Here is a 12,747-nt window from a genome sequence, read left to right as displayed (position 1 = left end):
TTGGGAAGCGAGGCGTCGAGACCTCAAGCGGTCGGGGTAAGAGCGAGAACCAACGCCGGGAGCGACGGAGGAGAGAGCAAGGGCGCTGGGGTGACTACACCAGCGCGCAGCGCTTTAGTTCAACTAAAGTCATAGTCACGCATTCGCCTTTCTTCACCTGCTCTGCCATCGGTCGTATCTGACTCATCCCTTCACCTGCCCCGGCGCATCGAGTTCATACGCTTGGGCGATGCGGGCCACCAACTCGGCGACAGTGACATTGCCGAGTTGCAGCGCTTTCGGGTCGATCGAGGTATCAGACGCCACCACGGTAAGAAACTGCGTCATGTCATCGCCGATTTTTTTGTCAAGCGGAATGCGCGTCGCGGGCGCCAGCAGTTGCGACAGGCGCAGCACATCGTTGAGATGCTTGCGCACGTCCTTGGCGTCCACCTTGGCGCCCTGCTCTTTCCGCGTGTTGAGGTCTAGCCACGCGATCGCTTTCAACGGAATCAGGCGGTCTTCGCCCACCCACGGCAGACCACCGACTTCACGGCGTCCAGTCATGATGAATGCGTAATAAGACTCGTCCAACAGGATGGCGGACAGGCTGGAGACGGCTTCGTCCAGTGGTATCGGTGTGAGTCGACTGCCTTCGGCCGGCTGCAATCCGTGGGGTGCTCGCGCGAACAATTCGACCATCGCCGGGTAGCGGTCATCAGCGGGTTTCTGGAATCGATAGAAGATCGGTTTTCCCGTATCGCTTGCTTGGCGAATCTCGTATCCGCCGGCGTCGACAAACTTCCAGAAGGCCTGGCCAAAGGCTGCAGTCAGCGCCTCGACGTGCAGGACGATATCGAGGTCTTTGGTGGCGCGGAACGCCAGCCCGGCCTCTTCCATGGTCAAACTGGCGGCCGTGCCACCGATCAAAACGTATTGGTCGGCGTAGTCCGCGAACCAGCCATGGAAAACATCCAGCCCTCTCACCATGGCAGTTGCCCTTTCAGTTCGTCCAGTGCGAGTTGGATGCGGTCATCCGCGTTGCCTTGCAGGCTGAGCGTCAGCGAGAGCGGGTCAACCGTGGCCGCGCCAGGCAACAACGCCGGGCTGTAGCTCCACAACTGCCATTCACGTGCACCGGCAACGGGTTCGGGCAACTCCTGCAGGCCTGCGTCGCTCGCCGCCTTCCATTCCGTGGCGCTTAGGGCGTACACCGGCCACCTGGGCTCGGTCAACATTGAGTAGTGCGCCAGCGCGCTCAGGCCGGCCAATCGGCCCAACTGCTTGGCCATGGGGTCTTCATCAAGCACCCAGACTGTCCGCTTGACCGGAGTTCGCAATAGAGGCTTTGCCCGCTCCCATGTCTGCTGTGGAGGCTGCTCCATGCGCAGCCAGCGAGACCGGCCCACGGTGTACGCGGCGGCAAGTCCGGCGGCCGTCAGTTCCTTGACCACGCGCGACAGGGTCATCGGCGTATAGCCCAAGGCGACCGCAACCGTCGAAGGTTGCCATTCGGCCTGCCAAGGCTGGTGCAGCAGGGCCGTGATCAGCATGGCCTGCGCGGAAGGACTCAGTGCTGACTGCGCCGTTGGTGAGCGCTGCCGGAAGTATTCACGAAGGTCGAGGCCTAAGTCCGGCAAATAGAGCTGGTTGCCTGGAACGATGAACGGGATTTTTTGCTCGATCAGCCGTCGACGTTCGTAGGAGGCCAAGGCATCTGTGACGTAAACCGCTGGCTGTCCGGCCAACGCCCTTACCTTGTGCAACCACGTTCGAACCTCGCTGAGAGACTGTTTTTGTTCAGTACGTACCATTGCCAGCACAATGGAATGTCCCAGCAGTTCAATCTCCCCGAACTGAAAGGTGTCCCGCAGGAAGTACGGCAACTCGTTTTCTCGCGCCCACGGCTTCACACTGGGCGTGGGAATACCCAAGACCTCGTGGAGGTAGTGTCGAACGGCGGTAGCGAGGGCCAACATGGATAAACGACCAAGGTAACCAATATTACGCACGATAACACAGGTAATGTTATCGTGCAAAACAAAGGTATCCAATTCCTCCATCCTCTACACGCACGCTTCGATGATCGGTGATCGACAGCCCTCGGCAAGCAAGTCTTCTTCAGCAGTTCGCACTACAGTCGGGCGTACGGTTATCTGTCGCCCGAATCGCAATCCGCCCGGAACGCACACGAATCGCACGTTTTCAGGGATGAGGACTTGCGAGGCAAAACACCACGTCCCGCGAGAATTTCTTCCCGCCTCCTGACCAACGCAACCACCTGCTCGCCAGTCATCAATTTGACGAAATGCGCGATCGGTAAGGCTCGCCGGGTCGGCGCCTTCACCATCACATACCCGTAGGAGGCCACCGACTGCCCCGTCTGCCCCATCACCGTCATCCTCTGGGCGGACAACTGGATCACGTCCGACAGGAAGGGCTGGTTGCTCCAGCGAGTCTTGAACTCCACCAACACGAGCAGACCGGAGGGCATCCGGTATGCTCGGTCAAGTCTCGCCACCAGTCCGACGGGCGTGGAAATCCGGAACAGTCTTTCCATATAGACCAACTCGGCATCCCGCAGCGCTGCCGGTCGTGAGGCCCGCTCAGCCTGAGCGGCATGGGTCTCAACTGATTGCCTCCGCGCAATGACAAGCGCGAGGCACACGATAGCAACGGCGCAACCGACGCCCCATGTTAGTGCCGACACTTGCCGTCCCCACGCAAGCCTGACCAGCACCGAAGCGCCGTCGCTATCGCCCCCAACACCATGCGCATTGGAACTTGCAAGGCAGGCCATCGGCGCAGAACGACGCAGAGGCCGGGCGCCCCGCGATAGTAAAGGCGGATCACCCGGCGTCCCCAAGCGCTGGGTCGTAGCACCTCGTCCCTGAACCGGCGCAGCATCTTTGTCTGCCAAGCCTCGCCGAACACGCAGGTGGCGATGAAACAGCGCCCCTTCCGATCGGCCAGCCCGGAAGCCACCCGTCCTTCCCGATAGAACTGCTCGTGCTCGACCAGCCCGCGCGCCCGGGCTTCCCGCTGCCAGGCCGTGCGCCGGCTGCCATGCATATGCTCGAACACCACCAGCCGTTCGCAGCGGCCCATCTGCGCCAGGTCCGAAGCATTGACCATCCGATCATCCGCTGACCGGAGCGATCGCTTGCCCATGGCCGCCTCACCCGTCGATCGCTGGCGCGAAGATGTCGTTGGTGATGTCGCCATTGCCCTCCTGCGCCCCACTTGCGGAAGGCTGATAGGGCAAGCCGGGCCTCATCCCGGCGAACACACCCTTCTGCGCCAGCAAGCCATCGTAGGCCAGCACGCGCAGGCGATTGACCCGTTTCGTGCCCTTGTGAAACTGGATCAGGTCGTCATACAGGCGCGGATGGTCGGCCCGCGCCAGTTCGAAGACGAGACGAATGGGCATGGGGTCCTTTCCGGTTTCGATACTCATTCGACTTCTCCCGGACCATCCTGGCCCCGCTCCTTCCCGGTGGCGACCATCACGCTGCGCGCGTGGTTCTGTCCCGCCAGTTGAAAGCCCCGCACATTGGCGAACATCGGTTCCCTCACTTCATGGATGCGGTGCTTCGGAAACGCCGCCTTCACCGCCTTGCGGAACAGAAACGCCCCGCCGCCGACCAGGATGATGTTCTGCAGGCTGTGCGGCGCCTCGATCCACTCCTTCATCGTCGAGACGGCTTGCTCGGCGACGGTTTCGGCCAGGGGCAGCAGGCGCTTCATGTCGTAGGGCTTCTGGAAGATCACCGGCTGCTTGCTCGTGCGCAGCGCCAGATCGATCGCGTCGTAGTCCCGGTACGGCGAGCCGATATCCTTGGTGATCTCGGCCGCCAGCAGGCGCAACACATCGGACATGCCGCGGTTGAAGGAGTAGCTCTGCTTCTGCACGAAACGCATACCCCGGGCCACCAGCCAGTCGAAGGTGCGCGAGCCCGGATCAATGATCAGGCTCTGCTCGTTGCCGATGATCGCCATCTTCTGGTGCTCGGAAGCGTAGTGCACCAACGCCCCTTGCGGCTGGGGCACGGCCAGGGCCTTACCCACGGTCACGGCCTTGCCGCCGCCGATGTCGTGCCGGCCGGTCATGGCCTTCTCCAGCGCCGCCTTCTTGACCGCGAAGAGCGCCACCGGCAGGCCGACCACCAGCAAGTCGATGCGGCTCAGCTTCATCATGCTGAGCGCCCCCCGCAGCAGCGCCATGTACTCGGGCGTCTCGGTGTATTCGTCGTGTAGTTGTTTGGCGCGGAAGGTGTCGGCGGCGAGGCTCACATCCGGCCCGACCTCGTAGAACAGCGGGCCGATGGGGATGCACACCGTCTTCTTGCGCTCGCTCGCCGGCCACGATGGCGAGTCGTCGCTCGACGGATAAGCGACCGACGGGAAACTGGCGCAGCGGATGTCGGTACCGGCTGCGGCTGTGACGAACTTGGTGTTGCCGGATCCGACATCCACCGCTCTGACGATCAATTCCATGGCAAGACTCCGAGGTAGGTTTCAGGTCGATCAGCATCGGCAGGGCGATCTGATCCCGCCACACGAAATCCCCACTCAAAGAGGCCGATTTCGGCATCGGGCTCGGCCCGCTGTCAGCAAACCGGCGATGCACGGACATTTCGCTGACACCTGAAAGCGTCATCCCCCAGCGGGGCTGCGTGTGTGTCACTACGCTCTCATTCAAATAGCGGGCATCAACCCCATGCGCGGCAGTTGCCGCCAGAGCGGTCCGCGCGCGAGCATCACCCTGAGTTCCCCCGCTCAGGACCAGAGGCAGAGATTTCCCCCGTCAAGCCCGCCCGCCGCCTCGTTGCCCGCAGCTTTGCGACAATAAATGCGCCTTACCGCAATCTCCCGGGCGCGCAAGTGCCACCCGCAATCCTCCGCAAATCGCCGCGCTTTCGAGCCGCCCGCTTGACCGCCCTCCCCGCTTGGCGTCAACTACGGTTTCCCGAGGGCCATCCTGGCCCCGCTCCATCGCGGAGCAAAAGGCGTCGCAGTCGTTACCTGCCCTTGAAGCGCCGGTCTCGAACCGGCAATGCCGTCGCCCTTGAGGCGGCGGTCCCGAGGTCTTTCTCGTAGTGCATGTCCCTGGCTTGGCCAGCGTTCATCGCTGGGCGCTCCCTGAAGCGCACCACGGACAACAGAGCACCCGGCCGGCACCCGATGCCGTGCCCCTGTTCCCGCCATCCTTTGAGCACGCGTTCCACGCAGCGCGCGGCCGTGTTTGCCCGCTTGGGCTCCCCGCGCGTCTTCGCTCACACCCTCGACACCGCCCTGGACTTTCGGTCAGGGGCGGACCCATGCGAGTGGATGGCGCTACGACTCCAGAACCGATCCACCAGATGGCGCGAGGCCTGACCTCGCCGCCGATGCCCAAGCCACGCCCCAGAGGCCGGCCGGCATCACCACCCCCATGGCTGCAGAAATGCACGGATGGGCCGGATCAACCCGTTTCGTTTTTAAGACCGACCGAGTTGGCGAGCGCAGACGCGCTGGCCGACGAACCCCCTGGGTAGGTGCCGCGACGCCGTGGTCGCGCGCGGTGCCGAAGTTCTTGACCACTGACCGGCGTGGGCGACGGAATCCGTCCCGCCGGGAGTTGCCCTGGATTCCACTTTCATCGCCAACATCGGTCCGCCGTTCGGGCGGCGGGCTTTCGACCATGGAGCCATTACCATGTCCGACGCCATTCTTCGCCGTACCTCTCGCCGCCGGGTGCAGGAACCTGCCAGCCCCGGGCGTTCCAGCCAGCAACAACCCGCTCGCCCCCAGAGTTGGGCGGGAAAGACACCCCAGGAAATCCTCGCCCGCTACCAGCCGGGCAAGGCGCCGCCGCTCAAGGTGCTGGAGGTCCTGATCAAACTCTTCAACACTCAGCACACGGCGCTGGAGAAAACCGTCTCGCACAAGACGCGGCAGGAACGCGGGCAGTTTCTGCGGCGCTTCTTCCGCGATCTGAAGCAGAAGGCGGGCTTCAAGACAGTACCGGACCCGCGCAACCTCGGGCAGAAGCACATCCACGCCATGGTGCAGGTCTGGCAGCAGGCGCATCTGGCGCCGGCGACGATCCAGACCTACCTGAGCTTCCTGCGGGGGCTGGCGATGTGGATGGGCAAGCATGGCTTCGTGCGCAAGCCGGGCCACTACGGTTTGAGCCTGGAGGAGTACCAGCGCCATGAGTCCGCCCAGCGCGACAAGAGCTGGACCGCCCAAGGGATCGATGCCGAGGCGGTGATCGCCGAGGTGTGCAAGTTCGACCTCCGTGTCGGCGCGTCGCTGCGGCTGATGTCGGCCCTGGGGCTGCGGCGCAAAGAGTCGGTGCAGTTCCGGCCATTCCAGCATGTCATGCCGTTCAGCGAGACCGGGCTGCCAGAGAACCAGCAGCAGGCGGATCGGTATGCATGGGTCAAGGGCAAGGGCGGCCGGGTGCGCTGGATTCCCCTGGACAGTCCGGTTCATCTGGCAGCACTGGAGTTTGCCCAAGGCGTGGTCGACAGCCGCGACGCCCACATGGGCGATCCGCGTCGGGACTTGAAGCGTAACCTGCGGCGGCTGGACTACGTCCTGGAGAAATTCGGCATCACTTTGCGCAAGCGGGGGGCGACAGGTCATGGCTTGCGCCACGAGGTTCTTAACGATGCCTATGAAGATGTCGCTGGCGTGCCGTCGCCGGTCCGGGGTGGCGGGCCGGTATCACCGGAACTGGATCGGGCGGCGCGGCTGGCGGTGTCGCAACTGGCAGGGCATGCACGCGCAAGAGCCGCAGGCGCCTACATCGGCACGATCGTCAAGCCAGGTGGCCGGCCGGTTGGCTCGCCCGAGCCGAAGGGCGATGATGACGACGGGGCGGCCGTGCCGGTGTGAGCGGCGTCCGGACAAGGCGGTGCCGGGCGGGAACGATTGCGCCGCCCGGCATAGCCTTGCGGTGTGCCTCACGCCGTCAGGGCTGGCTCGCCGGGCACCCTGCTCGTGTCGTCCGCTGCCGCTTCAGTCGGCCTGGTCTCGGCCGTGCGGATGCGCAGGCAGGCGGGCAACCAGCCCGTGCCGGCCACCGTCTGTTCCGCCCCCGTCACCACGGCATCCTTCTTGAGCGCGGCCAGCGGGCTGGCGGCATTGGCATCGACGGCCTCGGTGACGACCTCGAGGACACGTGCCTTGGAGACGTGGTTGAAGTAGGACGCCCCCGTGGCCGTCCACCATTGGCTCATGTCCAGCCCCAAGGCCTGCGCCAACGCCTCGTTGCTTTGCCGCTCGGGTTCGGTGCCAGAGATGCCCGTGACGGTGACCGCAACGACGAAGGTCAGCAGGTGGAGCACCGTCGCCTGCTCCTGGGCGAGCAGCCACGGGAAGATGTCCTCCAGGTTCTCCGGTAGCCGCTCGGCCCAGGCGGTGCGCTCGGCCTGAAGCTTCGCCCAGGCGGCACTGGCCACCATGTCCTCGGCGGCGGATCGCAGTTCGGATTGGCTGTCGGTCGCGCTGATGGCGAAGACGTTCTCCGAGCGGCAATAGTAGAGATCGTTGCCCCGAAAAATCTTCTGCGCCAGATGCGCGGTGATCGCGGCCAGCGCCACGTCGGGACGAGCGAGCAGTTCGGCCTGGACGGCGGCGACCCGGTGGGCGGTGAGGCAACGCACCAGCTTCTCGGAATGCACCGGGCGGGTCTTGGCCGACGGCAGCGACATCAGTGTTTCGTCGGTGCCGTTTTCGGCGGCGTGGCGGGCGGCCTGGAGCATGTCGCTGCGGTCGTCGGGGCGGATCAAGCCGTACTTCACCGCGACGGCGCCGTTGTGGCCGATATGGACGACGCAGCCGGCCTGGGCCATCAGGTCGGCCGGCCACACGTTGAGGGCCTCGTCGCGCGCCTTGCGTTGTTCCTCCAGCCCTTCGGCTTCGCCTTCGAGCCGGTAGAAGGTCTCCTCGTCGCCGTCTTCGTCGGCCAGCCTTTCCATCTGCGCGTGCAGCGCCGCGATGCGACCATCCAGGTCTTCCAGGGCGGCCGCTTCCTCGGCATCCGGTTGGCGCTTCGTCTTGCGCAGTTCGCCGTACTTGACGTACTCGTCGAAGGCATAACGGACTCGGACATCGACCCATTTCCAGCCTTCGGCCGCGATCTGCTTGGCTCGCTTTTGCAGCTTGTCGGTCGCCAACTTTTCCAGGAGGGCCGCATCGAGCAGGTAGACCTTCTTGTCGTCGTCGCTGAAGAGGTCGCGCCGTAGCGCACCGCCGGCCTTCTCATAGGCCTTGAGGGTGACGTACTTGGCAACGGCATCGCGGTCGGACTCGATCTCACCCTGAGTCAGCAGTTGGCGCAGGTAGTCGGGACGGCGGTTCCACGACGGCAGCGCGGCCCAGGTCTGCTCCTGCTTCTGGTGATCATCCACCGAGGCCAGCACGATCAGGCAGTCCAAGCCGATCTGGTCTTCGCGGAACAGCGTCATCAGCTTGGGCGAGACGGTGGCGAGTTTCATGCGGCGCTTGACCACCAGGGGAGTGACCCCGAAGGCAGCAGCCACGTCCTCGACCGACTTGCCCTGCCCAATCAGCTTGGCGAAGGCCGCGAACTCGTCGGCGGGATGCAGGGGGATGTGGAAGCAGTTCTCCGACAGGCTGGCGATCAGCGCCCGGTCGGCCGGCACGATCAGCACGGGCACGGGGTAGTTGTCGGCGAGGTCGCCGCTGCCCACCAGCAGGGTCAGCGCTTCGAGCCGGCGACCGCCCGCGCAGACCTCGTAGCGGCCGCGTGCGCCCTGCACGACGACGAGGTTCTGCAACACGCCGCATTCCTTGATCGAGGCCGCGAGTTCGGCGATGCTCATCTTCGGGGTGCTGGCACCGGCGCGCGCCTGATAGTCCTGCGAGAGGACCAGCTTGTTGAAGGGAACGAAGGTACGGGGCGACGCTTCGATGATGGCGTCGATTTCGGCTTTCGTGAATTTCATGCGGAGGGCTCCTGAACGGTTGAAGGAGGCATGCCGAAGGGCATGTCCATGAGTCCAGAATCTCATCCCAACCCCGCACTTCAAGCCTCCGGGCGTCGCTGTCAGAAGTGATGCGCGGGCACGGACGGCAGAGGCAATGTAAGTCGAATGGCATTGTCCTCGATCCATCGGCTCGCCGGTGTCGTGCCTGATCTCGAAACGGTGCCGCCAAACCGGCCGTTCCTGCTGGGCGCCCTTGCCGCCGGCCACTACGCTGAGGCCCTCTTCCGCACCCCGCACAGGCCTTCATGCATTCTAATTTCCAGCGACGACATCGGCGGTCGGTCGTCATGCAGCGCATCGCGGGTCTGGAGCGGGCGCTGGAACAGGCGCAGCACATGCTTCACCAGGACGATCTCACTCCGCTCCTGAACCGTCGTGGATTCCGGCGCGCCTGCGATCGGTGGGCCGGCAACGGCCCGATGGCGATGTCGACCTGCTGCGCGATGATCGACCTGGATGGCTTCAAGGCCATGACCGCCACGGCCATCCGGTCGGCGACGCCGCGCTGGTTCACTTCGCCGCCACGCTGCGCCGGCATCTGCGCCCCGCCGACACGATCGCGCGGCTGGGCGGCGACGAGTTCGCCCTGATCCTGATGAATTGCAGCGGCGACGATGCGTGCCTGCTGCTGGAACGCCTGCAGCAAGCACTCGCCGGATCACCCCTGGCAGTGCCGGGTGGCGCCGTGCCGCTGCGGTTCTCTGCCGGGGTCGCTGAGCTTCATGCGGCTGAATCGCTGGGGCAGGTGTTGGAACGTGCCGATGCCGCCTTGCTCGATGCGAAGCAACTGGGCAAGGCGATGGTCCGCCTGAGCGTTCCACCGACGCGGTCTGCGCAGGCGAACGCGTGCGACCGACAGACCGCTTCAGCGTCCGTTCCCATCGCCATCGCTGAACCGGGAAGCGACGGATAGTCGAATCCTCGACCGCGTGCCACACAAAATGCCGGCGTCGTTGGACTCCACCCGATTGGACGTGCATCAAACCCCTCACTGCTGGTGGCTCATGGCCGCTCACCCCATTGCCACCCGCAATCCGCCGGCTCCACCAGGGTTTTCGCAGGCGACTGGCCGACCGGTGCGCACGGCCGCTCGCCGGACGGCACACTGTTAGGGCATCTGGCTTCGGCCAACGCGCGCTCGTTCGAGCGCTCCCGAGTCGCCTCGGGCGTTGCGGTCGTTACCCGCATTTTTGTTGTGGCAGCGTTCGATGCCTGCCCCTGGTTCCGCGCACCACGCTGAACTGAGCCCTGCGCCGGCCGACGTTCGTCGGCTGGTTTCCAAGCCCTTGGCGCTCGCCGCCTCGTACCCGATATGCCGGCTTCGCCATGAAGCCCGGCCCGGTCGCGTACGTCTGGCCCATCGCCAACCGGTCGTCCACGACCGTTTTCTTGCCCATCCCACCCGGGGAGCCCGCCTCCCCGATGGGGCGTTGTGTTCCCCGCTTTCCTTGGAGAACACACCGATGGCCCGTCCTACCGCGCCTTCCCTGTGGCTGCCCGGGTTCGACCCGGCGGCCCCGGCCCTGCCCCGCCCTGCAGAGCAGGTTTGCCTTTCCGTTTCTTGCGAGCCCGCCGAGCCTGTCGAGGTCATCCACGTCGAGAACCTCATCGACGTCGAGCAAGAGCAGTTTGTGGACACCGTCCGCGCCAACTGGCGGGTGGTGGCCACCGCGACCGAGGCTGCCCCGCGCATCCTCTGGCCGCAACTGATCCGCGCCGACCTGGAGCACATGACCGGCCCAACCGCGAAGTTCGAGGCCAACCTGGCAGCAATCACGCTTCTGCGCCAGATCGAAGCCGACGGCCGGCCGGCCCGTGCGGATGATCGCCAAGTTCTTCAGCGCTACACCGGCTGGGGCGGCCTGCCCGCCAGCTTCAATCTCGAAGCCACCGACAGCGCCTGGGCCGAACGCTCCCGTCGCTTGCAGGAATTGCTTCCCGCTGAGGACTACGAATCGGCGCGCGCCTCAGTCAACAACGGCCACTACACCGAGGTCCCCGTGATCGAGGCGATATGGCAAGCGGTGGAGCGCTTCGGCTTCACCGGCGGGCGCATCCTGGAGCCTTCCGCCGGCATCGGCCATTTCATCGGCGCCATGCCGCGGAATCTGGCCGAGCGCAGCAGCATCACCGCCGTCGAGATCGACCGGGTTTCCGGCCGCATCCTCAAGGCGCTCTACGCGCCCGGCGGCGTAGATGTGCGGATTTCCCCTTTCGAGAAAACCCCGCTGCCCGACCACTGGTTCGACCTGGTGATCGGCAACGTCCCCTTCGGCAAGTACAAGGTCGCCGACGTGGGCAACCGGGCCTATGCCCGTTTCAGTATCCACAACTATTTCTTCGGCCGTGCCCTCGACCTGGTGCGCCCCGGTGGGCTGGTGTGCTTCATCACCAGTAGCCACACGATGGATGCCCAGTACGACGCGGTGCGCGAGTACATCGCCGCCCAGGCTCACCTGTTGGGTGCCATCCGGCTGCCCAAGGGCACCTTCGCCGGCATCGCGTCCACCGAGGTGCAGACCGACATCCTGTTCCTGCGCAAGTGGCATCGGGGCGAGGCGGTCGAGGCCAAATGGTTGAAGCTGGGCACGGTGCCCGATAGTCTCCGGCATCCCCAGTGCTACGAGCGCTACCTGCCGATCAACGCGTGGTACGCCGAGCACCCGCAGTTCTGCATTGGCCGCATCCGCCGCGAGAGTAATGGCTACGAGGAAGTACCGATCGCCGTGTTCGAGGGCGACCTGGAGGCGGCCCTGGCCGAGCGCATCGCCTTGCTGCCTGCCGATGCTTACCGGCCGGTGGCGCACAAGGCCGCCCCGCTGCGAGTGGTGGTCCCGGCCGAGGCCGGTGCCCGTCCTGGCAGCTACCGTCTCCACCAGGGGCGGGTGCATCGGGTCGAGGGCTGCGAGATGGTCGATGTCCATGACCAGCTCAATGCCGCGCAGCGGGCCCGCGTCACCGGTCTGTGTGCCATCCGCGACCACGCCCGGGCCCTGCTCGATGCGCAGTTGGCGGATGAGGGCGACGGCCGGCTGGGTCACCTGCGAGCCATGCTCAATGGGACCTACGAGCGCTTTGTGTCGCGCTACGGTTGCCTGTCCACGCGCGCCAATGCGCTCGCGTTCCGGCGCGACCCGGACTATCCGCTGTTGCTGTCGCTGGAGCATTACGACGAAGAGGCCGACACGGCCCGCAAGGCTGCGCTGTTCACCCGGCGCACGCTGACCCGGGTCGTCGAACCGAGCACCGCGGGCGAACCGGCCGAAGCACTGGCTGCGTCCATCCAGTGGCGCGGACGGGTCGATCCGGCCTACATGGCCGAACTGCTTGCGGCACCCGAAGCGGCGGTGCTGGAGGCACTGGCCGGCGCGGGGCAGGTTTTCCTCGACCCGGCCGACGGAGAGTGGAAGACCGCCGACGACTACCTGTCGGGCAACGTGAAAGCGAAGCTCAAGCAGGCGGTGCTCTCAGGGAGTACCTACCAGCGCAACATCGACGCGCTGGAACAGGTGCAACCGGAAGACCTGCCACCGGCGGCCATCGAGCCGCGCCTGGGGGCGGTGTGGATTCCGGCCCTCGATGTCGAGGCGTTCATCCAGCAAGTCCTGGAACTCAAGGACTGCCAGGTGGGCTACTCGGCTGAAGCCGGCGCCTGGTCGGTGAAGTACGGCGAGTGGGAAGCGCGGCAGAACGTGAAGGTGACCCAGGAATTCGGCACCTCGCGCATGAACGCGATCGAGCTCGTGCAGTGCGCGCTCAATGTGCA

Annotated in this window: 9 protein-coding genes and 1 pseudogene; 3 read left to right on the top strand and 7 right to left on the bottom strand. The window is 65.1% G+C overall.

Translation table 11 applies throughout. From position 1 onward, the window contains the following. Positions 1-183: 183 nt before the first annotated feature. The 6 genes from Q1L59_RS00500 to Q1L59_RS00475 form a co-directional block, all read right to left on the bottom strand. Positions 184-969, bottom strand: coding sequence for a hypothetical protein (locus Q1L59_RS00500; RefSeq protein WP_300327340.1), 786 nt, complete (start codon positions 967-969; stop codon positions 184-186). Then, positions 963-2,033 carry a hypothetical protein gene (locus tag Q1L59_RS00495; RefSeq protein WP_300327339.1) on the bottom strand — a complete coding sequence of 357 codons (1,071 nt, stop codon included), beginning with the start codon at positions 2,031-2,033 and terminating at the stop codon, positions 963-965. Before Q1L59_RS00495 ends, Q1L59_RS00500 begins: the two co-directional genes overlap by 7 nt. A gap of 98 nt (positions 2,034-2,131) precedes the next feature. After that, positions 2,132-2,779 carry a PD-(D/E)XK nuclease family protein gene (locus Q1L59_RS16670; RefSeq protein WP_366145601.1) on the bottom strand — a complete coding sequence of 216 codons (648 nt, stop codon included), beginning with the start codon at positions 2,777-2,779 and terminating at the stop codon, positions 2,132-2,134. Then, positions 2,677-3,150: a CFI-box-CTERM domain-containing protein gene (locus Q1L59_RS00485; RefSeq protein ID WP_300327337.1), complete on the bottom strand. Its 474-nt coding sequence runs from the start codon at positions 3,148-3,150 to the stop codon at positions 2,677-2,679. The genes Q1L59_RS16670 and Q1L59_RS00485 overlap by 103 nt, the downstream gene beginning before the upstream one ends. A 7-nt stretch (positions 3,151-3,157) precedes the next feature. Then, complete coding sequence (locus tag Q1L59_RS00480; protein ID WP_300327336.1) at positions 3,158-3,409, bottom strand: hypothetical protein; 252 nt, start codon at positions 3,407-3,409, stop codon at positions 3,158-3,160. Positions 3,410-3,432: 23 nt separating this feature from the next. Continuing rightward, a complete protein-coding gene (locus tag Q1L59_RS00475) occupies positions 3,433-4,476 on the bottom strand; it encodes a PRTRC system protein D (protein WP_300327335.1) in 1,044 nt (347 codons plus the stop codon). Between the two features lie 1,200 nt (positions 4,477-5,676). Here Q1L59_RS00475 and Q1L59_RS00470 point away from each other — a divergent pair. Then, the gene (locus Q1L59_RS00470; RefSeq protein WP_300327334.1) at positions 5,677-6,864 is read left to right on the top strand and encodes a phage integrase N-terminal domain-containing protein; all 1,188 of its coding nucleotides are present in this window, start codon (positions 5,677-5,679) and stop codon (positions 6,862-6,864) included. A 68-nt stretch (positions 6,865-6,932) separates the two neighbouring features. On the opposite strand, the gene Q1L59_RS00465 is transcribed toward Q1L59_RS00470, so the two are convergent. Beyond that, complete coding sequence (locus Q1L59_RS00465; protein WP_300327333.1) at positions 6,933-8,939, bottom strand: ParB/RepB/Spo0J family partition protein; 2,007 nt, start codon at positions 8,937-8,939, stop codon at positions 6,933-6,935. Between the two features lie 442 nt (positions 8,940-9,381). Here Q1L59_RS00465 and Q1L59_RS00460 point away from each other — a divergent pair, with 442 nt between their 5' ends. Both Q1L59_RS00460 and Q1L59_RS00455 read left to right on the top strand, forming a co-directional pair. Next, positions 9,382-9,894 carry a GGDEF domain-containing protein gene (locus tag Q1L59_RS00460; RefSeq protein ID WP_300327332.1) on the top strand — a complete coding sequence of 171 codons (513 nt, stop codon included), beginning with the start codon at positions 9,382-9,384 and terminating at the stop codon, positions 9,892-9,894. Positions 9,895-10,444: 550 nt separating this feature from the next. Beyond that, positions 10,445-12,747: pseudogene (locus Q1L59_RS00455) on the top strand (DEAD/DEAH box helicase); the annotation flags it as partial.

The organism is Accumulibacter sp., assembly GCF_029255125.1.
Lineage (GTDB): Bacteria > Pseudomonadota > Gammaproteobacteria > Burkholderiales > Rhodocyclaceae > Accumulibacter.
Note: the sequence above shows the minus strand (reverse complement) of the source record. Positions and strands in the feature narration are given on the sequence as shown.

Coding starts and splice junctions, on each gene's coding strand:
- Q1L59_RS00500 (WP_300327340.1), bottom strand. CDS start 969: ATGGTGAGAGGGCTGGATGTTTTCCATGGCTGGTTCGCGGACTACGCC.
- Q1L59_RS16670 (WP_366145601.1), bottom strand. CDS start 2,779: ATGGCCTGCCTTGCAAGTTCCAATGCGCATGGTGTTGGGGGCGATAGC.
- Q1L59_RS00485 (WP_300327337.1), bottom strand. CDS start 3,150: ATGGGCAAGCGATCGCTCCGGTCAGCGGATGATCGGATGGTCAATGCT.
- Q1L59_RS00480 (WP_300327336.1), bottom strand. CDS start 3,409: ATGCCCATTCGTCTCGTCTTCGAACTGGCGCGGGCCGACCATCCGCGC.
- Q1L59_RS00475 (WP_300327335.1), bottom strand. CDS start 4,476: ATGGAATTGATCGTCAGAGCGGTGGATGTCGGATCCGGCAACACCAAG.
- Q1L59_RS00470 (WP_300327334.1), top strand. CDS start 5,677: ATGTCCGACGCCATTCTTCGCCGTACCTCTCGCCGCCGGGTGCAGGAA.
- Q1L59_RS00465 (WP_300327333.1), bottom strand. CDS start 8,939: ATGAAATTCACGAAAGCCGAAATCGACGCCATCATCGAAGCGTCGCCC.